This window comes from Streptomyces cyslabdanicus (assembly GCF_052663305.1).
In genome coordinates, this window is sequence record NZ_JBQRUW010000066.1 from 13153 (window position 1) to 34723 (window position 21571).

Below are 21571 nucleotides of genomic sequence, written 5' to 3' on the forward strand. Positions count from 1 at the left end.
GTGCAGGTCAGAACGCATTGTCAGTGCCGTGGTGCACGGTTGGTGGCAGATCCGAACCGGCCGAGCTGGAGGGGGCCCAGCCATGTCTGCGTCCGTCGAAGCGACACCCGTCGAACCGAGCCAGAACCACTCCGCGCCCGCGAACACGCCGCGGGCGCAGGAGACGCTGCGCCCGCACGCCGAGCACGCCTTCGCGGCCGAGCTGGCGGCACTGGCGGCACACGACGACCGTCCGCGCCCGGCCCGCTGGAAGCTGTCGCCGTGGGCCGTCGCGACCTACCTCCTCGGCGGCACGCTGCCGGACGGCACGGTGATCACACCGAAGTACGTGGGCCCCCGCCGCATCGTCGAGGTCGCGGTCACCACCCTCGCCACCGACCGCGCCCTGCTCCTGCTCGGTGTGCCGGGCACGGCGAAGACCTGGGTGTCCGAGCACCTGGCAGCCGCGGTCAGCGGCGACTCGACCCTGCTGGTGCAGGGCACGGCCGGCACCCCGGAGGAGGCGATCCGCTACGGCTGGAACTACGCGCGGTTGCTGGCGCACGGCCCGAGCCGCGACGCCCTCGTGCCCAGCCCGGTCATGCGGGCCATGGCGCAGGGCATGACCGCCCGGGTCGAGGAGCTGACCCGCATCCCGGCCGACGTGCAGGACACGCTGATCACGATCCTGTCCGAGAAGACCCTGCCGATACCGGAACTGGGCGAGGAGGTGCAGGCGGTCCGCGGCTTCAACCTGATCGCCACCGCCAACGACCGCGACCGCGGGGTCAACGACCTGTCCAGCGCCCTGCGCCGCCGGTTCAACACCGTGGTGCTGCCGCTGCCGGAGAGTCCCGAGGCCGAGGTCGACATCGTCGCGCGCCGCGTCGACCAGATCGGCCGCTCCCTCGACCTGCCGGGCGTCCCCGACGGGGCCGACGAGATCCGCCGGGTCGTGACCGTCTTCCGCGAACTGCGGGACGGCGTCACGGCCGACGGCCGTACGAAGCTGAAGTCGCCCAGCGGCACCCTGTCCACCGCCGAGGCGATCTCGGTGGTCACCGGCGGCCTGGCGCTGGCCGCCCACTTCGGCGACGGCGTGCTGCGGGCCGGTGACGTGGCCGCCGGCGTCCTCGGCGCCGTCGTCCGCGACCCTGCGGCCGACCGCGTCGTCTGGCAGGAGTACCTGGAGACCGTCGTCCGCGAGCGCGACGACTGGAAGGACTTCTACCGGGCCTGCCGGGAGGTGAGCGGGTGAGCGGCACGGGACGGCCGAGCGACGGTGGACGCCTGCCGGCCGGCCCGGCGAGGGCCCGCGCCGACGACGAGCCGAGCTGGACCGCGGGGCGCGGACGAGGAGGACGAGGAGGGGGACGGCGTGAGGGGAGATGAGCAAGCCGGAAGCCGGTGGCCCGGCGAGGGTCCGCTGCTGCTCGGGGTCCGGCACCACGGGCCCGGCTCCGCACGCGCGGTGCGGGCCGCGCTGGAGGCGGCGCGGCCGGGGGTGGTGCTGATCGAGGGGCCCCCGGAGGCGGACGCGCTGATCCCGCTCGCCGCCGACCGGGACATGCGGCCGCCCGTCGCGCTCCTCGCCCACGCCGTGGACGAGCCCGGCCGCTCGGCGTTCTGGCCACTGGCCGGTTTCTCACCCGAGTGGGTCGCCGTCCGCTGGGCCCTGGAACACGACGTCCCGGCCCGCTTCATCGACCTCCCGGCGACGCACACGCTCGTGTGGGGGAGGGACGACGCCGGACCGTCCGCGGACGGCGGCGCCGGCGGCGGGGGCTCCGCGGTGGAGGGGACCGCGGAGCCCCCGGCGGAGGCGTGCCCGCCCGAGGCCGAGGTGCGCGTCGACCCGCTCGCCGCACTCGCCGAGGCCGCCGGGTACGACGACCCCGAGCGCTGGTGGGAGGACGCGGTCGAGCACCGGGGAGCAGGTGAGGGCGACGCGTTCGCCCCGTTCCTGGTGCTGGAGGAGGCCATGGGCACGCTGCGGGAGGCGTACGGCAGCGGGGAGGACCACCGGGATCATGTGCGCGAGGCGTACATGCGTCTCCAAGTGCGCGCCGCGCGGCGCGAGTTCGGGGACGGCGTCGCCGTGGTGTGCGGGGCCTGGCACATGCCCGCGCTGCGGCGGAGGGCGACCGTGGCCGCCGATCGGGCCCTGCTGAAGGGACTGCCCAAGGTCAAGGCGGACATGACCTGGGTGCCGTGGACCCACCGCCGGCTGTCCCGGGCCTCCGGCTATGGCGCGGGCATCGACGCGCCGGGCTGGTACGCCCACCTGTTCGATGTGCCGGACCGGCCCGTAGAGCGGTGGCTGACCAAGGTGGCGGGAGCGCTGCGCGAGGAGGACCGGATCGTCTCCTCCGCACACGTCATCGAGGCGGTGCGGCTGGCCGGAACACTCGCCGCGATGCGCGGCCGCCCACTGCCGGGCCTGAGCGAGACGACGGACGCGGTGCGTGCGGTGATGTGCGAGGGCTCCGACGTACCGCTGGCACTGGTGCACGACCGGCTGGTGGTCGGGGACGTGCTGGGCACGGTGCCTCAGGCGGCGCCCGCGGTGCCGTTGCAGCGCGACCTGTCCCGGCTGCAACGGCGGTTGCGGCTCAAGCCGGAGGCACTGGAGCGGGAGCTGGAGCTCGACCTGCGCAGGGAGACCGATGCCGGGCGTAGCAGGCTGCTCCACCGGCTGCGGCTGCTGGGTGTGGGCTGGGGCGAGACAGCGGCCTCGCGGGGCAGCACCGGTACGTTCAGGGAGACCTGGCGGCTGTGCTGGGAGCCCGAGCTGTCGGTGCGCGTCGCCGAGGCCGGGGTGTGGGGGACGACCGTACGGGGCGCCGCGACCGCGAGGGCGGAGGCGGACGCCGTGGCCGCGCAGACCCTCGCCGAGGTCACCGCGCTCGCGGAGCACTGCCTGCTCGCCGAACTGTCCGACGCGCTGCCCGTGGTCATGCGCGTGCTCGCCGACCGGGCGGCGCTCGACACGGACGTCGGGCACCTCGCCCGGGCGCTGCCGGCCCTGGTCCGCTCCCTGCGCTACGGAGACGTGCGCGGCACGGACACCGAGGCGCTGGCCGGGGTGGCGGCCGGCCTGGCCGAGCGGATCTTCGTCGGCCTGCCCCCGGCGTGCGTCGCGCTGGACGCGGACGCGGCGCAGGAGATGCGGCGGCATGTGGACGCGGTGCACGGCGCGGTCGCCCTGCTCGGCGACACCCCCATGGCCGGGCACGACGATCTGCGCGCCCGCTGGCACACCGTGCTGCGGACCCTCTCCGGACGGGACACGGTTCCCGGGGTGCTGCGGGGACGCGCGGCGCGGCTGCTGCTGGACGACGGGGAGGTCGAGCAGGAGCAGGCGGCACGGCTCATGGGCCTCGCGCTGTCGCCGGGCACACCGCCGACCGACGCGGCCGCGTGGATCGAGGGCTTCGTCGGGGGTGGGGGCGGGATGCTGCTCGTGCACGACGAGCGGCTGCTCGGGCTGGTCGACGCCTGGCTGACCGGCGTGCCGGCGCAGGCGTTCACCGACGTGCTGCCGCTGCTGCGGCGCACCTTCTCGGCGTACGAGCCGGGGGTGCGCAGAACGCTCGGCGAGCTGGTCCGGCGCGGTCCGGGGCAGCACGGCGTCAGGGCCGGGGACCTGACGGGCGGTGTGTCCGGCTTCGCCGAGGAGCTCGACCAGGAACGCGCGGACGCCGTACTGCCCGTGCTGCGACTGCTGTTGGGACTGGACGGCACCGGACCCGGCGGGGAGAGCCGGAGTGACGAGCTTGCGGGGGCGACGGGATGACCGTGGGAGAGGGGCACGACGTGACGGACCCGGTCCAGGAGCGGCTGCGGCGCTGGCGGCTCGTGCTCGGCGGCGGCCCGGCCGACGGCACCGAACGCGCGCTGTCGGGACGGGACGCGGCGATGGACGCGGCGCTCGCCGCGCTCTACGGAAAGGGAGAGAAGCCACCGACGGGACGGACGGGACGCGACCGCTCGGCGGGACTGGGAGGCTCGGCGCCCTCGGTGGCGCGATGGCTCGGGGACATACGGACGTACTTCCCCTCCTCCGTGGTGCAGGTCATGCAGCGGGACGCCATCGACCGGCTCGGGCTGGCCACGCTGCTGCTGGAGCCGGAGATGCTGGAGGCGGTGGAGCCGGACGTCCACCTCGTCGGCACCTTGCTCTCGCTCAACAAGGCGATGCCGGAGACGACGAAGGAGACGGCCCGGGCCGTGGTGCGCAAGGTCGTCGAGGACCTGGAGAAGCGGCTGGCCACCCGCACCCGGGCCACGCTCACCGGCGCCCTCGACCGCAGCGCGCGCATCAGCCGGCCGCGCCACCACGACATCGACTGGAACCGCACGATCGCGGCCAACCTCAAGAACTACCTGCCGGAGTACCGGACGGTCGTGCCCGAGCGGCTGATCGGCTACGGCCGGGCGTCGCAGTCCGTGAAGAAGGAGGTCGTCCTCTGCGTCGACCAGTCGGGATCGATGGCGGCGTCCGTCGTGTACGCCTCCGTGTTCGGGGCGGTGCTGGCGTCCATGCGGTCCATCAGCACGCGGCTGGTCGTCTTCGACACGGCGGTCGTCGACCTCACCGACCAGCTCGACGACCCGGTGGACGTGCTCTTCGGCACCCAGCTCGGCGGCGGCACGGACATCAACCGTGCGCTGGCGTACTGCCAGTCGCGGATCACCCGGCCCGCCGAGACGGTGGTCGTGCTGATCAGCGACCTGTACGAGGGAGGCATACGCGACGAGATGCTGAAGCGGGTCGCCGCGATGAAGGCGTCCGGAGTGCAGTGCGTGACGCTGCTCGCGCTCTCCGACGAGGGCGCACCCGCCTACGACCGCGAGCACGCGGCGGCTCTCGCGGCGCTCGGGGCACCGGCGTTCGCCTGTACGCCCGACCTCTTCCCGGAGGTGATGGCGGCGGCGATCGAGAAGCGGCCGCTGCCCATACCGGACGCCGCGTGACATTAGCCTCCCACCGGGGGGAGAGGGCTTGCGCACCCTTGGGAACCCCGTGCGAGGATCAACACCCCGACACCCTTGTCGCCGTACGGGAGGAACCGTCCCCTCTTGACCTGGTCAGCAGCCCTGTCCGGTGCCGCCCTGCGCGTGACGCGTACGGCGGCCGGGCGGCGTGCGCTGCAACTGGGGCTGCTGGTGGGGGCGTTGTTCGCCCTCGGGTTCCTGTCCGGGCAACAGGCGCGGGCGGCGGAGGCCGGACCGACGGCACCCGCGGCCGGGACGGTGACCGCCGCGGTTCCCGAGCCCGCGTCCTCGCCGTCGCCCACGTCCACGTCCACGTCCTCGCCCTCGGTTGGCGACTTCGCGACGCATTCGCCGACCGACCGGGCCGCGGAGTTCGGTGTCCGACCGATGGCCGACCCTGCCGCGTTGCCGGGCGTCCGGCTGCTTACCGAGCCGGTCGTCGAACGTGTCGTGCGGCCGCTCGGCACATCCGTCATCGAGCCGGCCGCCGCGCCCGTCGTGAGGCTGGGCGTCCCGCCGGTCGCGGAGTCCGACGCCGAGCCGGTGGTGCGGCCGGTCGTCCAGTCCGTCGTCGACCGTGCCGTGAAGCCGGTGGTCGAGCCGGTTGCTGAGCGTGCCGTGAAGCCGGTGGTCGAGCCGGTTGCCGAACGCGTCGTGAAGCCGGTGGTCGAGCCGCTTGCTGAGCGCGTCGTGAAGCCGGTGGTCGAGCCGGTTGCCGAACGCGTCGTGAAGCCGGTCGTCGGGGCCGTGGTGCAGACCGTTGTGAAGCCGGTTGTCCAGCCCGTCGTGAGCGTGGTGGCCGAGTCCGTCGTGCGGCCGGTCGGGGATGTGGTCGGTGCCGCGGTGGGCGGGGTGGGCGAGGGGATGCCCGAGGGGGCGACGGTGCCCGCCGGGCCCGGTCTCCCGGCGCTGTTGCCCCTGCCGTCGCCCTCGCAGCCGGAGCCGGGGTCCGCCGCCTCGGCGTCGCAGGACCAGCTGCAGCAGCGCCCGGGCAGCGCGGGCCCACCCACGTCCGGTGGGCACACCACCGTGTCCGATTCCCGTACGGCGCGAGGCGGCACCGGCACCGTGTCCTCCGCCGCCTACGGCCCGCGGTACACCGGCGCGACCGGCGCGATCGGTGAGACCGTCGGCATCACCGTGCACGTCCGGGCCCACCACGCCCCCCGCGCCGACCTCGTCGCCCCCCTCACCCGGCTCCCCGCCCAGCGGGGCCCCACCGGTGGTCCGGACGACGTGCTCGGCGACCACGCGGCCGCCGACTCCGGCATTTCACGGCATGGAGACGCGCAGGCCGTCACGCTGCCCGAGCGCGCCCCGCTGCGCCTGGTGCCCGGCGCCGCCGCCCGGGCCGCCGCGGCCGTCACCCGGGACCGCTACCAGGCCGTCCCCGTCTTCCCCGGCTGACCGGACAGGTCCACCACTCCGTCGCCACGGAGAGCCCACCCGACTCCGCGGGCCCGGTGGACCCCGGACGGCCTGAAAGCCGTCGGTCCGTCCGGCCCTGCCGCCCGGGACCTCGCGGAAAGGGCAGAACGGTCCCCATTGGGGTGGGGATCATCCGCCCTCAGCCCCTTCAGGGCTGCACGAGGGGGCCTCACTCGGTCAACCCCAGCCCGGTGAGGCCCCCGCACCACACCTCGCATCACACCCCAGCACCGCCCGCTTCCACGGCACGCCGTGCCAGAGAGTGCGGCATCATGTGACAGGTATCACCGCTCAGGTGTGACCCTCGATTTAGGGCACCCCCGTAAGCGGGGATAACCTGCGAGACGGACATGCCGCGCGCTCGGACACCGTGTGCGCCTTCCCTGTGACCCAGAGCGGACGTCACGTTGCCCTTCGCGGCACGCCCACGCATCCAACGAACCGCGAGATCACTGATAGGGACGGAAGCGCGTGGACCTGTTCGAGTACCAGGCGAGGGACCTCTTCGCCAAGCACGGTGTACCGGTGCTGGCCGGTGAAGTCATCGACACGCCTGAGGCGGCGCGCGAGATCACCGAGCGGCTGGGCGGCAAGTCGGTCGTCAAGGCCCAGGTGAAGGTCGGTGGCCGCGGCAAGGCCGGTGGAGTCAAGCTGGCCGCCACCCCGGACGAGGCCGTTGCCCGCGCGACGGACATCCTCGGCATGGACATCAAGGGCCACACGGTCCACAAGGTGATGCTCGCCGAGACCGCTCCGGAGATCCTCGAGGAGTACTACGTCTCCTTCCTCCTCGACCGGGCCAACCGCACCTTCCTCTCCATCGCCTCGGTCGAGGGCGGCATGGAGATCGAGGAGGTCGCGGCCACCCGCCCCGACGCCGTCGCCCAGATCGCGATCGACGCCATCGACGGTGTGGACAAGGCGAAGGCCCAGGAGATCGTCGCCGCCGCCAAGTTCCCGGCCGAGGTCGCCGACAAGGTCGCCGACGTCCTGGTCAGCCTGTGGGGGGTCTTCGTCAAGGAGGACGCCCTCCTGGTCGAGGTCAACCCGCTTGCGAAGGTCGCCTCCGGTGACGTCATCGCCCTCGACGGGAAGGTGTCGCTGGACGACAACGCGGAGTTCCGTCACCCCGAGTTCGAGGAGCTCCACGACAGGGCCGCGGCCAACCCGCTGGAGGCCGCTGCCAAGGAGAAGAACCTCAACTACGTCAAGCTGGACGGCGAGGTCGGCATCATCGGCAACGGCGCGGGTCTGGTCATGTCGACCCTGGACGTCGTCGCCTACGCCGGTGAGGCTCACAAGGGTGTCAAGCCGGCGAACTTCCTCGACATCGGTGGCGGTGCGTCCGCCGAGGTGATGGCGAACGGCCTGGAGATCATCCTGGGCGACCCGGACGTGAAGTCCGTGTTCGTCAACGTGTTCGGCGGTATCACCGCGTGCGACGCGGTCGCCAACGGCATCGTGCAGGCCCTGGAGCTGCTCGAGTCCAAGGGCGAGGAGGTCACCAAGCCGCTGGTCGTACGCCTCGACGGCAACAACGCCGAGCTGGGTCGCCAGATCCTGGACGACCGCAACCACCCCCTCGTGCAGCGGGTGGACACCATGGACGGCGCGGCCGACAAGGCCGCCGAGCTGGCTGCTGCCGCGAAGTAAGGGACGAGGTCACAGAACACCATGGCTATCTTCCTCACCAAGGAATCCAAGGTCATCGTCCAGGGCATGACCGGCTCCGAGGGCCAGAAGCACACGCGTCGCATGCTCGCCTCGGGCACGAACATCGTCGGTGGCGTGAACCCGCGCAAGGCGGGCCAGAGCGTCGACTTCGACGGCACCGAGGTACCGGTCTTCGGTTCGGTCAAGGACGCCATCGACAAGACCGGCGCCGACGTCACGGTCATCTTCGTGCCGGAGAAGTTCACCAAGGACGCGGTGATCGAGGCGATCGACGCCGAGATCCCCCTCGCGGTGGTCATCACCGAGGGCATCGCCGTGCACGACACGGCGTCCTTCTGGGCGTACGCCGGCAAGAAGGGCAACAAGACCCGGATCATCGGCCCGAACTGCCCGGGTCTGATCACGCCGGGTCAGTCGAACGCGGGCATCATCCCGGCCGACATCACCAAGCCGGGCCGGATCGGTCTGGTGTCGAAGTCGGGCACGCTGACGTACCAGATGATGTACGAGCTGCGGGACATCGGCTTCTCGACCTGCGTGGGCATCGGCGGTGACCCGATCATCGGCACCACGCACATCGACGCGCTGAAGGCGTTCCAGGACGACCCGGACACCGACCTGATCGTGATGATCGGTGAGATCGGCGGCGACGCCGAGGAGCGGGCCGCGGCCTTCATCAAGGAGAACGTGACCAAGCCGGTCGTCGGCTACGTCGCGGGCTTCACCGCGCCGGAGGGCAAGACCATGGGCCACGCGGGTGCCATCGTCTCCGGTTCCTCCGGCACGGCCCAGGCGAAGAAGGAGGCCCTGGAGGCCGCGGGCGTCAAGGTCGGCAAGACCCCGACCGAGACGGCCAAGCTGGCTCGCGCCATCCTCGGCAGCTGAGCACGGCACCTTCGGACGGCGGCTGAGCACGGCCGCCCTCGTCGGCCGCGTTCCGCACGCCGAGCCGGTCCGGTGGGCCCGCCCCTTTCGGGGGCGGGCCCACCGGCGTTTTCCGGGCGGCGTCGTCCAGCCTGAGTGCCTCCGGTGGGAGCGGGCCGAGCTGGTCCTGCGCCGGTGCCTCCTGGATCACGTGTCCGGGGGACACCGGGCCCAGGTGGTGCGTGGGCGCGGTGCGCAGGGTGAGGGTCGTCGCGCCGATGACGGCGGCCGTCAACGCGACGGCGGACCGGGTCCAGAACCGGGTCAGGCGTTCCCCGGCCGTGCGCACGCCCTGCGGTTCGCCCGCCCCGAGACGTTCCGCCGAGGCCAGGCGGATCAGCCGCCGGCGCAGCTCCGCCGGGCCGGAAAGCTCCGGCAGGCACGCGGCGAGCGCCTGCCGCGCGTGCATCAACCGGTTCGCGGTGGCCGGGGTGCTCGCCTCCGTCTCCGCCGCCGTCTCCGGCAGGCCGAGGCCGACACCGTCGTAGAGCACCAGGGTGCGGCGGTACGACGGCGGGAGCAGCATCAGGGCGCGTTGCAGCGCGCGGTCCGCGGGGTCGGACGGAGCGTCGGGGGCGCGGCCCAGCCGGCGGAAGCGGTGCCAGGGGGACAGCGCGCAGTCGTACGCCATGGCCCGCATCCAGCCCGCCGGGTCCCGGTCGCGGGCCACCTCCGGCCAGCGCTGCCAGGCCAGTTGGAAGGCCTGTTCCACGGACTCGCGCGCCCCCTCGTGCCGGCCGGTGAGCAGATAGGCCTGCCGTACGAGGGCGGGGGCGCAGAACCGGTACAGCGCGTCGAAGGCCTGAGCGGGTGTCAGGGGTGTGTGAGCGGCGTCGACCGGTTGATCCACAGTCAGGGAGGCGGCCGTGCCGGAGCGTCGGTCCCCCGTGGGCGATGGCAGCGGGTTCGCATGACTGTTCGTCATGAGGCGTCCCTCCGTGGGGATAGGCACATGATCGTATATTGAGCGACACAGCGGAGGTTCGCCTGTTGCGCCCGGAATGCCGGTGTCGTTGGGAGCATGGAGGCCGTGATCCAGACGACCCGCCGACGTCCATCGCTGTCGCGCCTGCGCACCCTCCTGCGGGACCGCTCACCCGGCCTCGGGTCCGGCTTCCTGGGCGGTGCGGTCGCGGCGGGGCTCGGGCTCGGCTCGTTCACCGTGCTCGTCATCGCCCTGTGGATCAGCTCGCCGTATCCGGACAGCGGACCCGGCGGCGCGCTGCACGTCGCCGCCGCGCTGTGGCTGCTGGCGCACGGCTGCGAACTGGTCCGCACCGAAACCCTGACGGGGGTCCCCGCGCCCGTCGGGGTGACCCCGTTGCTGCTGCTCGCCCTGCCCGCGCTGCTGGTGCACCGGTCGGCTCGGGACGCGGCCTACGGGGGCGACGGCGGGCCGCTCGTCCCCGCGCGCACCGCCTGGGCGGGCGTCGTGCTCGGCTACCTGGCCGTCGGATCCGGTGCCGCCGCCTACGCGGCCGGCGGTGTGCTGCGGCCGTCGTGGGCGTGGGCGGCGGTGTGCGTACCGCTGGTCGCCGCGGCGGCGGGCAGCGGCGTGTGGAAGGCGTACGGCTGCCCGCGCGCCCCCCTGGAGCGGGCGCTGCGCCGGCTGCCGGGCGGTGCACGGCGGTTGCTTCTCGGGCCGGGCCCGCGGACGCGCCTCGGTGTCGCGGCGCGGGCGGCGGGGGCCGGGGTCACGGTGTTCGCCGGCGGCGGGGCGGTGGTGCTCGTGGTGTCGCTGGCGGCGCACGCCGGGACGGCCCAGGAGGCCTTCCTGGAGCTGACCGAGGGCTGGTCGGGACGGTTCGCCGTACTGCTGCTGTGCCTGGCGCTGCTGCCGAACGCGGTGCTGTGGGCGGCGGCGTACTCCCTCGGACCCGGCTTCGTGCTCGGCGCCGGTCATGTCGTCGGCCCGCTGTCCTCCGCGTCGGCCCCGCTGCTGCCGCCCTTCCCGCTGCTCGCCGCGGTTCCGGACCCGGGCCCCGGCACCGCGCTGAACTGGGCGGCGGCGTCCGTGCCGGTGACGGCCGGGCTGACGATGGGCTGGTTCGTGGCCAGGGCGGCGGTGCGGGAGGAGCGGGGCGGCACGGACCGGGACGGCGGGGAGGCGGGCGCGCGTCCGCGGGCCTGGTCGTGGCGGCGGACGGTGGCCGGTGCCGGGCTGGCCTGCCTGCTGTGCGCGGCGGTTCTCACGGTGCTCGCGGCACTGGCCGGCGGTCCGCTCGGGGACGCCGCACTCGCCCGCTTCGGGCCGGTGGGATGGCAGGTGGGTGCGGCGGCGCTGATGTGGACCGCGACGGCGGCCGTACCGACGGCGGTGGGGCTGCGGGCGTGGCGCTGCCGTTCGGGCCGGGTGCCGGTGAGCGGCGCGGCCCGGCCGAAGACCGGTGAATCCCGGCCGGGTACGACCGTCACGGTGCCGCGTCCGTCGGCCGCCGAAGCCCTGCGCGGGCGAGTGCGCCGGTGGGGCCTGCTCCTGCGGGCGAAGGCTCCCAAGCATCGGCCCCCGCGGCCCACGCCGGTGCCCGTCCACTACGACGACCTTCTGGAGCCGTACGACGTCCTGCTCCTCGACCCGCCGGTACCGGGACCCTCCGCCTGGCTCGACGACGACGAAGCCCTGCGGGCCCGCCGGCCCGCGCTGAGGGAAGCGGCGGCGGGGACGGAGGCACCGGGGAAGGCCGTGGAGGCGGAGAAAAGCACGAAGTCGGAAGGAGCCGGGGGGCAGGCCGTGCCCGCGCAGCCCGTGGATCCGCCCGCGGACCCCCCTCCGGCTCCCGGTCACACGGGTCTCGGTCACACGGGTCCCGCGGCCCCGCCCACCTGGCGGGAGCCTTCCGCGCCGCGATCCCCGCGCGGAACCCGCACGCCGCGGCCTTCCGCACAGGACCCCGGCGCCGAGGAACCCCCCGCGCCGGACGCCCCCGTCAGTCGCTGACCCCGAGCATTCCCCGCAGCTCCGCCGGCAGATGCTGGTCGCAGGACTGCTTGGCCTCGTTGGTGAGGGCGTCGTTCACGCACGAGTAGTAGTCGCGGTAGACCAGTTGCGCCGTGAAGTTCACGGCGACCAGGGCGAGCGCCAGCGACGCGGTGACCAGGCCGCTGACCGCCGCCGTCATCTGGGGGCGGCCCTCGGCCGCCGGGCCGTCGGGGCCCTGCCCGCGCGACTTGGCGCGCAGTGAGCTGATGCCCCAGTGCAGGGCGAGCGCGCCCAGCAGCAGGGCCACGTACGGCCAGCTGAACAGGGCGAAGAAGAAGGCCCACATGCCGCACAGCAGGGCGTACCGCGCGCGGCGCTGGGCGGGGTCGGTGGGGTCCCAGCGGGGACCGGGGCCGCCGCTCGGGTTCTGCGGGCCGCCGGGCCGCTGCGGGCGCTCACCGAAGCCGCTGGGGGAGCGGCCGGGCTGGCGGTCGCTCCACTGGCTGCCCCAGGGGGCGTGGCCGCCGCCCTCGCCGGACCCGTCGGACCCGCCCTCGGAGGAGGCGTCACGACCGGACGGGGGGCGGGGCTGCCACGGGCGCTCGGGGGCGCCCTCCGGGGGTGGCGCGAAGGGGTTGTCGTCCGGGGTGGCGCTGCCGCGTCCGGCACCGTCCCGGCCGTCCGAGGACGCGTCCGGGGGCGAGGACGGGCGCTCCCTCAGCAACACGGCACCGCGCCGCCCTCCCTGCACCGGCTGCGGAGGGAGCGTGAGGAGTCGCAGGCTGCGGTCCGGCATCAAGTGAGCGTCTTCCCCTTGGTGAGTCACGGCTGATCTGGCACGACCGTCCGGCACGGTTGGTCCGGTTCGGAGTGTCCCCCCGAAGGCGCTGCGTGCCCACGGTCCGGGATCCCTCACCCCATGAACGCACGGTGCGTGCGGTGCGTTCCCGTACCAGCTCCCCCCAGACGCTACCTTCCGGCCACGCCCCCGTCCCATGGGGGCCGTCCGAAGTGCCGGTATCGTTGCTGCCGGTCGGCCGCTTCGTAGGCTTCCCCGTATCCGGGGGCGCGAAGCATTCGTACGACCGTACAAAACAGCTTCCCCGAGAAAGGGCCCCACCGTGGCCGCCAAGCCCGTGGCCAAGCGCCTCGTCGTGCTGGTCTCCGGATCAGGCACCAACCTCCAGGCGCTCCTCGACGCGATCGCCGACGTGGGAGTCGAGGCCTACGGCGCCGCGGTCGTCGCCGTGGGCGCAGACCGCGACGGCATCGAGGGGCTGGCGCGCGCCGAGCGCGCCGGGTTGCCGACCTTCGTGCGGAAGGTCAAGGACTACGGCACGCGCGAGGAGTGGGACGCGGCGCTGGCCGAGGCCGTCGCCGCCCACGAGCCCGACCTCGTCGTCTCCGCCGGGTTCATGAAGATCGTCGGGAAGGAGTTCCTCGCGCGGTTCGGCGGGCGGTTCGTCAACACGCACCCCGCCCTGCTGCCCAGTTTTCCCGGGGCCCACGGTGTGCGGGACGCGCTCGCGTACGGCGCCAGGGTCACCGGCTGCACCGTCCACTTCGTCGACGACGGAGTCGACACCGGCCCGATCATCGCCCAGGGCGTGGTCGAGGTCCGGGACGAGGACGACGAGAGCGCGCTGCACGAGCGCATCAAGGAAGTCGAGCGAAGGCTGCTCGTCGAGGTCGTGGGGCGGCTCGCCCGCAACGGCTATCGCATCGAGGGACGAAAGGTAGTTATCCAGTGACCGCCGAGAGCAACAAGCGGCCCATCCGGCGCGCGCTCGTCAGCGTCTACGACAAGACCGGCCTGGAGGAGCTCGCGCGCGGGCTGCACGAGGCGGGCGTCGAACTCGTCTCCACCGGCTCCACCGCTGCCCGGATCGCCGCGGCCGGCGTGCCCGTCACCAAGGTCGAGGACCTCACCGGCTTCCCCGAGTGCCTGGACGGCCGGGTCAAGACCCTGCACCCCAAGGTGCACGCCGGCATCCTCGCCGACCTGCGTCTGGAGGACCACCGGCGGCAGCTGGGCGAGCTGGGTGTCGAGCCCTTCGACCTCGTCGTGGTCAACCTCTACCCGTTCCGCGAGACCGTCGCCTCCGGCGCCTCGCCCGACGAGTGCGTCGAGCAGATCGACATCGGCGGCCCCTCGATGGTCCGCGCCGCCGCCAAGAATCACCCGTCCGTGGCCGTGGTCACCAGCCCGGACCGCTACGCCGACGTCCTCGCCGCGGTGCGGGACGGCGGCTTCGACCTCGCCACCCGGGGGCGCCTGGCCGCCGAGGCCTTCCAGCACACGGCCGCCTACGACGTGGCCGTCGCCTCCTGGTTCGCCTCCTCCTACGCGCCCGTCGACGAGTCCTCCTTCCCCGACTTCCTCGGCGCCACCTACGCGCGCAAGAACACCCTCCGCTACGGCGAGAACCCGCACCAGCCCGCCGCTCTCTACACCGGCGGCCCGGTCGGCGGGCTCGCCGAGGCCGAGCAGCTGCACGGCAAGGAGATGTCGTACAACAACTACACGGACACGGATGCCGCCCGCCGTGCCGCGTACGACCACGACGAGCCGTGCGTGGCGATCATCAAGCACGCCAACCCGTGCGGCATCGCGGTCGGCGCGGACGTCGCCGAGGCGCACCGCAAGGCGCACGCCTGCGACCCGCTGTCCGCGTTCGGCGGCGTGATCGCGGTCAACCGCCCGGTCAGCAAGGAGATGGCCGAGCAGGTCGCGGAGATCTTCACCGAGGTCATCGTCGCGCCGGACTACGAGGACGGCGCGCTGGAGGCCCTCGCCAAGAAGAAGAACATCCGAGTGCTGAAGGCCCCGAACGGTCCGTGCGGCCGGGTGGAGGCCAAGCACATCGACGGCGGCGTGCTGCTCCAGGCCACCGACCGGCTCCAGGCCGACGGCGACGACCCCGCCCACTGGACCCTCGCCAGCGGCGAGGCGCTGCCGGCCGAGGAGCTGGCCGAGCTCGCCTTCGCCTGGCGGGCCTGCCGGGCGGTGAAGTCCAACGCGATCCTGCTCGCCAAGGACGGCGCCTCGGTCGGCGTCGGCATGGGCCAGGTCAACCGCGTCGACTCCTGCAAGCTGGCGGTCGAGCGGGCCGGTGCCGAGCGGGCCCGCGGCTCGTACGCGGCCTCGGACGCGTTCTTTCCGTTCCCCGACGGCCCCGAGATCCTCATCGCCGCCGGTGTCCGCGCGATCGTCCAGCCGGGCGGCTCGATCCGCGACGAGCAGGTCGTCGAGGCCGCGAACAAGGCGGGCGTGACGATGTACTTCACCGGGACCCGCCACTTCTTCCACTGATCGGCGTACGCCCTGACAGCCGCGGCCTGCGGCCCTCTCCGCGAGAGGGTCGCAGGCCGCGCTCACGCGGACCTCAGCACGAGGGCAGCGGGTTGGTCTCCGAGGCGATGCCGTTGTCGCTCGCCAGGTAGTCGATGTTCCACTGCACCGAGGTGCGCGACGCGGCCGGCCAGGCGGGCCGCGACCGCTCGACCACCTGGTCGACGGTCGGCGCCGCGGCGTGCGGATCACCGCGCAGCCGGGGCTCGCACAGGGCGGCGAGCACCGCGAAGGAACGCTTGCTGCGGTCCACGGAGAAGGCGGGCGCGGTGGGTTCGCCGTCGCTTCCGTCCGCGCCGCTCAGATAGTCGTGCCGGGGCGCCCACACCTCGACGGGCAGCAGGTCCCCGGCCGCGGGCAGCACGATCCGGGAGAACTCGGAGGGGACCGGCGCGTCCAGCCGCCCCGGTGCGACCTTGATGTGCTCGCCCGCGCCCTCCGGGTTCTCCACGACGTACGTGTGGCGGGCGGAGAGGTTGCTCAATATCCAGAACGCCCCGTGCGCGGTGATCTCACCGGCGCGGCGGGACACCCCGTCGTGCGCGATCACCAGGTCGTTGTCCGGGGCGGAACGCCCGAAGGCGAGGCGCTCGCAGGGCGCGAGCCGGTGACGGCTACGGGACCCAGACCAGGGCGACGCACCAGGGCCGTGTCCCACTTTGTGTGGTTCCCACACGGCCCTGGGAGCAAATGGCGCGAAGTGTTCAGTAGCTGGGGCGGTTGAACCAGGCGCCGCCGGCCTTGTTGGCGCAGAAGACGATGATCAGCACGCCCATGGCGATGCTGAGCAGCGCGAAGACGTTGCCGGTCAGCAGGCTGATCAGGCTGAACAGGAGCACGAACGAGCTGTACACGATCGCGGAGACGCGCACGCCGCCGCGCCCGGTGGGGACCTTCACTGCAGTGAAGATCGCCCAGAACGCGAAGGCCAGCACGAGGATGCCGAGGACGATCATGACGCCCGCGCCGACGCTCGCCGCCTTGTCCGCGTCCGCGGCGGAGATGCTGCTGTCGGACGAGACCGCTTCCTCGATCTTGTCGGCGAACCACTTGCTCGCCACCATCATCAGCACGCCGCCCAGCGCCTGGAGGCCGCCGAGCACGAACAGCATCACGCGGGCCGCCTTCACCGTGCCCGGCATCGTCTGCGGCACCGACGCGCCGTACGGCTGCTGTACGGGCGGGGCCTGCGGGTAGCCGTAGCCGGGGGCCTGGCCCTGCGGGTAGCCGAAGCCGGGCTGCTGGGGCTGCTGCTGTGGCGGCTGCTGCGGCGCGCCGTAGGGGTTGTTCGAGTCGCCGTAACTCATGGCGGTTGCTTCCTCCGTCGTTCAGGTGCGGGGACGCGCGGCACCGTACGGAGGAGAGTTCACAGAAGTGCGGTCCGTCCCCCCGAAGAGCTGCCCGCGGCACTGTGGTCATCATGGTTCTTTACCGGCGGCTTACTTGTCCAGCGGCATTCCGGATGTGTTGTGCAAGTGCAACATCACCGATCAAGACGGTCGCGGGGGCCGGGCGCCGGGGGGAGCGGGCGGGGCCTCCTGGATTGGAACCGTGAGCCGGTCATCCGCGAGGATGAGGGCATGACCGCCCAGATTCTCGATGGCAAGGCCACCGCAGCCGAGATCAAATCAGAGCTGACCGCCCGTGTGGCGGCGCTGAAGAAGAAGGGCGTCACGCCCGGCCTCGGCACCATCCTGGTCGGGGACGACCCTGGCAGCCACAAGTACGTCGCCGGCAAGCACCGCGACTGCGCCCAGGTCGGCATCGCCTCCATCCAGCGGGAACTGCCGGCCACGGCGACCCAGGACGAGATCGAGGCGGTCGTCCGGGAACTGAACGAGGACCCGGCCTGCACCGGCTACATCGTCCAGCTGCCGCTGCCCAAGGGCATCGATGAGAACCGCGTCCTGGAGCTGATGGACCCGGACAAGGACGCGGACGGCCTGCACCCGATGAACCTCGGCCGGCTCGTCCTCAACGAGCCCGCGCCGCTGCCCTGCACCCCCAACGGCGTGCTGACGCTGCTGCGCCGCCACGGCGTGGAGATCAAGGGCGCCGAGGTCGTGGTCGTCGGCCGCGGTGTGACCATCGGCCGGCCCATGCCGCTGCTGCTGACCCGGCGCAGCGAGAACGCCACGGTGACCCAGTGCCACACGGGCACCCGCGACCTGTCGGCGCACCTGCGCCGCGCGGACATCGTCGTCGCCGCGGCCGGCTCCCCGCACCTGATCCGCGCCGAGGACGTCAAGCCCGGCGCGGCCGTCCTCGACGTCGGGGTCTCCCGCAACGCCGAGGGCAAGATCGTCGGCGACGTCCACCCGGACGTGGCCCAGGTGGCCGGCTGGCTGTCCCCGAACCCGGGCGGGGTCGGCCCGATGACCCGCGCCCTGCTCCTGGTGAACGTGGTCGAGGCGGCGGAGCGCAGTGTCGACTGAGGCGGAGGGCACCGGGCGGGAGTCCTCTCCCGCAGAGCCGGAGACACCGGAGGCACCGGAGCCTCTGGAGACAGAGGTACGGGACCCGGTCGCCGCGCAGGGCGCCGGGGGCAGGCCGCGCCGCGGCACACGCCGCTTCCCGATGTTCACGAGGGACACCGCGCGACCGGAGGGGGGCGGCCGGGCCGCTCCCGGCGACGCCCCGGCGCCCGCCCGGCAGTGGCCGCTGCTGGCCGTGCTGGGCACGGTGGGCCTCGGGCTGCTGGTGACCGCCTTCGACGCCTTCCGGGTCGGTCTGCTGCTGATCGGCCTCGCGCTGCTCGGCGGGGCCGGGCTGCGCTGGTTCCTGCCCCGGGTGGGCATGCTCGCGGTCCGCTCCCGCTTCACGGACATCGTCACCTTCGGCCTGCTGGGCTGCGTCATCGTCCTGCTGGCGCTGATGGTCCAGCCGAAGCCGTGGCTGGAGATCCCGTTCCTGGACGACGCGCTGCACTTCACGGTCCGAGGCGGTTAGGCGCCCGCCCGCGGCGGCGGCCCGTCCTCTCCCCCGAGTCAGGACGGACCGCCGCCGGGACCAACCCTCCTGCACCGTGAAGGGGCTGTTCAACGCCTGTCCGCGCGCTGTGGCACGGAAGTGACCGTTCCGCTACGGTGTCCGCGCTCTGCCACAGGATCCCGGACCCGACCGCCCCGGCGACGGTGCCGCGGCCTCCGGGTGAGCCGGGGGAGCAGGGTGAGCCGGGGGACCCCTGCGGCGTACGAGGTCACGCCGGGATCCGGGATGTGCCGATGCGTCGACAGAGCCCGCCACACGGGTGAGGCCTCCCACCCCCGGCCGGGCTAGCGTGGGGAGCGGGCACCGGCGCGCGCTTCGGCCCGAGTGCTCCCGTGCGCCCCCGAAACGGGACCTGAGATCCTGGCGGGGCGCACTCCTGTGGGTAGCGAGAACCGAGAACCGGGTCTCGACACAGGACGTCATGCGCGGGGAACAACCAGCACGTACCGGGGGGAAGGGGAAGCGATGCCTCGTTGGAAGGCCCTGCCCGATGAACTCGATCCGCAGATCAAGGAGTTCGCGAGCCAGTTGCGGCGGCTCGTGGACCGCGGCGGCCTGAGCATCGCCGCGCTCGCCGATCGCACGGGCTACAGCAAGACGTCCTGGGAGCGCTACCTCAACGGACGGCTCCTGGCGCCCAAGGGCGCGGTCGTGGCACTCGCGGAGGTCACCGGCACCAATCCGGTCCACCTCACCACCATGTGGGAGCTGGCCGAACGGGCCTGGAGCCGTGCGGAGATGCGCCACGACCGGACCATGGAGGCCATCCGGGTGTCCCAGGCGCGCGCCGCGCTCGGGGAGTTCGGCGCGGTGGCGTCCGGCGCCGAGGCGGGCGGAGCCAGGACGGCCCGCAGGAACGGCACCGCCACGGCGGCCCCGAAGAGCGTGGGCCCGGCGGGCGCGTCCCCCGCGGTGCCCGTGCAGCCGACGGCGTCCGACGCCGACGCCCGTGAGGGCACGGCGCGGAAGGCGCCGCGGGCCTCGGCGGGCGCCTCGGCGACGACTCCCCTCCCGGCCGTCGCGCCCGGTGCCGGGCCGGACTCCGATTCCGACGCCGACGCCGACTCCGCCACCGGAGCCACCGATTCCGGGACGTCGACGGGCGCCAACTCCTGGGGGCTGGCCGGATACCGGGGACCGTCGCGGGCGGGCGGACGCGCCCCCGGCGCCAAGGCGCCCACGGACGGCGGCTCCGAGTCGGCTCCCGGGTTCCCGAGCCCGCACCCCGTGGCTTCTCCCGGGCCGTACGCCCAGGGCGACCCCGGCCGTCCGCACACCCCGTACACCCCGGGCTCCGCGGGCGCGCACGGTGAGCCTCCGCGGTCCCCCGCGCCCGCCTCCTCCGGGGGCGGGGGGCGCAAGCGGCAGGTGATGATGTTCCTCGCGGGTGCGGCCAGCGCGCTGGCCGTGATCGGCGCCGTCTTCTTCCTCACCGGCGACGGGGACGGCAAGAAGGCCGCGACCGAGGCCAAGCCGCCGTCGCCCTCCGCCGACGTCAGTCTGCCGCCCGGCGTCGAGTGCGTCGCGGACGGCTGCACCGGCAAGGACGCCGAGACCATGGGGTGCAGCGGCAACCTGGTGAGCACGGCCGAGAGCGTCACCGTCGGCACGACCCTGGTCGAGGTCCGCTACAGCAAGACGTGCGGTGCCGCCTGGGCCCGTATCACCCAGGCCGTAGCGGGCGACGAGGTCCGGGTCACGGTCGGCACGCGCACGGAGCGCGGCACCCTCACGGCGCCCGGCGAGACGATCGCGTACACGCCGATGATCGCGGTGCGGGACGCGGCGCAGGCGAAGGCGTGCACGACGCTGGCCTCCGGACAGACGGGGTGCACCGGTCCGTGAGCAGGGGGCCGCGCCTCGGGGAGACGGGGGCGCGGCCACCGGTACGGGGCCGTCCGGACGACAAGTGGCGCGGGACAGGTGTGGGAGCCGCGGAACCGGGCACGCGGACAGTACCCCCCACGGGAGTCCGGTTTCCGGCAACCCCCATATGGCGGCCGCCTTCGTCCCTCCTCTCCCGGACGGGCGGCCGCCTCTCCCACGTCACCGGGCCGTCCTGTGGGCCGGGCCACAGGGCCCCGGCCCATAGGGATCCCGGAGAGGCGATAGCCTGACGGCTGGATCTCTCTTGACGCCAAGAGATCGATCATCCGTTGGTGATCGGTCGTCGCGGCGCCGCCGGCCGGCGCCGGCGGCAGGATCCCGCACCCCGGGGCAGGGACGCCCCACCGCCAGCTGTCATACGGAGAACGCCATGACCCGCACTCCCGTGAACGTCACCGTCACCGGCGCGGCCGGCCAGATCGGTTACGCCCTGCTCTTCCGCATCGCCTCCGGCCAGCTGCTCGGCGCGGACGTGCCGGTCAAACTGCGCCTCCTGGAGATCACGCCGGCGCTGAAGGCCGCCGAGGGCACGGCCATGGAGCTCGACGACTGCGCGTTCCCGCTCCTTCAGGGCATCGACATCAGCGACGACCCGAACGTCGCCTTCGACGGCACCAACGTCGCCCTCCTCGTCGGCGCCCGCCCGCGCACCAAGGGCATGGAGCGCGGTGACCTCCTCGAGGCCAACGGCGGCATCTTCAAGCCGCAGGGCAAGGCCATCAACGACCACGCCGCGGACGACGTGAAGGTCCTGGTCGTCGGCAACCCCGCGAACACCAACGCGCTGATCGCCCAGGCCGCCGCGCCGGACGTGCCCGCCGAGCGCTTCACCGCGATGACCCGCCTCGACCACAACCGGGCGCTGACCCAGCTCGCCAAGAAGACGGGCTCGACGGTCGCCGACATCAAGCGCCTGACCATCTGGGGCAACCACTCCGCGACCCAGTACCCGGACATCTTCCACGCCACGGTCGCCGGCAAGAACGCCGCCGAGGTCGTGAACGACGAGAAGTGGCTGGCCGAGGACTTCATCCCGACCGTCGCCAAGCGCGGCGCGGCCATCATCGAGGCCCGCGGCGCCTCGTCGGCCGCCTCCGCCGCCAACGCCGCCATCGACCACGTGCACACCTGGGTCAACGGCACCGCCGAGGGCGACTGGGTCTCCATGGGCATCCCGTCGGACGGCTCCTACGGCGTCCCCGAGGGCCTGATCTCCTCCTTCCCGGTCACCTGCAAGGACGGCGCGTACGAGATCGTCCAGGGCCTGGAGATCAACGACTTCTCCCGCGCCCGCATCGACGCCTCCGTCCAGGAGCTCTCGGAGGAGCGCGAGGCGGTCCGCTCCCTCGGCCTGATCTGAGAGCGGTACGGCCCGCTCCGTCACGCCCCGCACGGGCCCCGCTGCCGGTTCTTCCGGC

At 73.4% G+C, this 21571-nt stretch carries 16 protein-coding genes and 1 pseudogene; 13 read left to right on the forward strand and 4 right to left on the reverse strand.

What is annotated here, in order from left to right:
* Positions 1–82 precede the first annotated feature (82 nt).
* The 6 genes from ACTYVM_RS33180 to sucD all read left to right on the forward strand — a co-directional run bounded on the left by ACTYVM_RS33180 (position 83) and on the right by sucD (position 8964).
* Positions 83–1237: an ATP-binding protein gene (locus ACTYVM_RS33180; protein ID WP_445529525.1), complete on the forward strand. Its 1155-nt coding sequence runs from the start codon at positions 83–85 to the stop codon at positions 1235–1237.
* Positions 1238–1357: 120 nt separating this feature from the next.
* Positions 1358–3775, forward strand: a complete 2418-nt coding sequence (locus tag ACTYVM_RS33185; protein ID WP_445529526.1) for a DUF5682 family protein — start codon at positions 1358–1360, stop codon at positions 3773–3775.
* Positions 3772–4956 carry a VWA domain-containing protein gene (locus ACTYVM_RS33190; protein ID WP_400032761.1) on the forward strand — a complete coding sequence of 395 codons (1185 nt, stop codon included), beginning with the start codon at positions 3772–3774 and terminating at the stop codon, positions 4954–4956. Before ACTYVM_RS33185 ends, ACTYVM_RS33190 begins: the two co-directional genes overlap by 4 nt.
* A 105-nt stretch (positions 4957–5061) precedes the next feature.
* On the forward strand, positions 5062–6384 hold the full coding sequence (locus ACTYVM_RS33195) for a hypothetical protein (RefSeq protein WP_445529527.1): 1323 nt from the start codon (positions 5062–5064) through the stop codon (positions 6382–6384).
* A gap of 492 nt (positions 6385–6876) precedes the next feature.
* Positions 6877–8058: an ADP-forming succinate--CoA ligase subunit beta gene (sucC, locus tag ACTYVM_RS33200; RefSeq protein ID WP_445529528.1), complete on the forward strand. Its 1182-nt coding sequence runs from the start codon at positions 6877–6879 to the stop codon at positions 8056–8058.
* Positions 8059–8079: 21 nt separating this feature from the next.
* The gene (sucD, locus tag ACTYVM_RS33205; protein ID WP_445529529.1) at positions 8080–8964 is read left to right on the forward strand and encodes a succinate--CoA ligase subunit alpha; all 885 of its coding nucleotides are present in this window, start codon (positions 8080–8082) and stop codon (positions 8962–8964) included.
* On the opposite strand, the gene ACTYVM_RS33210 is transcribed toward sucD, so the two are convergent.
* Entirely contained in the window at positions 8903–9928 is a 1026-nt protein-coding gene (locus ACTYVM_RS33210) for an RNA polymerase sigma factor (protein ID WP_445529530.1), read from the reverse strand. The genes sucD and ACTYVM_RS33210 overlap by 62 nt on opposite strands.
* Before the next feature lie 96 nt (positions 9929–10024).
* Between ACTYVM_RS33210 and ACTYVM_RS33215 the strand changes: the two genes are divergently transcribed.
* Complete coding sequence (locus ACTYVM_RS33215; RefSeq protein WP_445529531.1) at positions 10025–11941, forward strand: cell division protein PerM; 1917 nt, start codon at positions 10025–10027, stop codon at positions 11939–11941.
* Here ACTYVM_RS33215 and ACTYVM_RS33220 read toward each other — a convergent pair.
* A complete protein-coding gene (locus ACTYVM_RS33220; RefSeq protein ID WP_445529532.1) occupies positions 11931–12719 on the reverse strand; it encodes a hypothetical protein in 789 nt (262 codons plus the stop codon). The genes ACTYVM_RS33215 and ACTYVM_RS33220 overlap by 11 nt on opposite strands.
* A gap of 325 nt (positions 12720–13044) precedes the next feature.
* Between ACTYVM_RS33220 and purN the strand changes: the two genes are divergently transcribed.
* Both purN and purH read left to right on the forward strand, forming a co-directional pair.
* Positions 13045–13674, forward strand: coding sequence for a phosphoribosylglycinamide formyltransferase (purN, locus tag ACTYVM_RS33225; RefSeq protein WP_445529533.1), 630 nt, complete (start codon positions 13045–13047; stop codon positions 13672–13674).
* Positions 13671–15236 carry a bifunctional phosphoribosylaminoimidazolecarboxamide formyltransferase/IMP cyclohydrolase gene (gene purH, locus ACTYVM_RS33230; protein WP_445529534.1) on the forward strand — a complete coding sequence of 522 codons (1566 nt, stop codon included), beginning with the start codon at positions 13671–13673 and terminating at the stop codon, positions 15234–15236. The genes purN and purH overlap by 4 nt, the downstream gene beginning before the upstream one ends.
* Positions 15237–15357: 121 nt before the next feature.
* Here the strand turns inward: purH and ACTYVM_RS33235 are convergent.
* Positions 15358–15933, reverse strand: a pseudogene (locus ACTYVM_RS33235) (FHA domain-containing protein); the annotation flags it as partial.
* A 46-nt stretch (positions 15934–15979) separates the two neighbouring features.
* Positions 15980–16582: a hypothetical protein gene (locus ACTYVM_RS33240; protein ID WP_445529535.1), complete on the reverse strand. Its 603-nt coding sequence runs from the start codon at positions 16580–16582 to the stop codon at positions 15980–15982.
* Between the two features lie 273 nt (positions 16583–16855).
* Here ACTYVM_RS33240 and ACTYVM_RS33245 point away from each other — a divergent pair, with 273 nt between their 5' ends.
* The 4 genes from ACTYVM_RS33245 (at position 16856) to ACTYVM_RS33260 (ending at position 21513) form a co-directional block, all read left to right on the forward strand.
* Positions 16856–17710, forward strand: a complete 855-nt coding sequence (locus ACTYVM_RS33245) for a bifunctional methylenetetrahydrofolate dehydrogenase/methenyltetrahydrofolate cyclohydrolase (protein ID WP_445529536.1) — start codon at positions 16856–16858, stop codon at positions 17708–17710.
* Positions 17711–17774: 64 nt separating this feature from the next.
* Positions 17775–18224: a DUF3017 domain-containing protein gene (locus tag ACTYVM_RS33250; RefSeq protein ID WP_445529574.1), complete on the forward strand. Its 450-nt coding sequence runs from the start codon at positions 17775–17777 to the stop codon at positions 18222–18224.
* Positions 18225–18731: 507 nt separating this feature from the next.
* The gene (locus ACTYVM_RS33255) at positions 18732–20111 is read left to right on the forward strand and encodes a helix-turn-helix domain-containing protein (protein ID WP_445529537.1); all 1380 of its coding nucleotides are present in this window, start codon (positions 18732–18734) and stop codon (positions 20109–20111) included.
* Positions 20112–20523: 412 nt separating this feature from the next.
* Positions 20524–21513, forward strand: coding sequence for a malate dehydrogenase (locus ACTYVM_RS33260; RefSeq protein WP_445529538.1), 990 nt, complete (start codon positions 20524–20526; stop codon positions 21511–21513).
* The last annotated feature ends 58 nt before the right edge of the window (positions 21514–21571 follow it).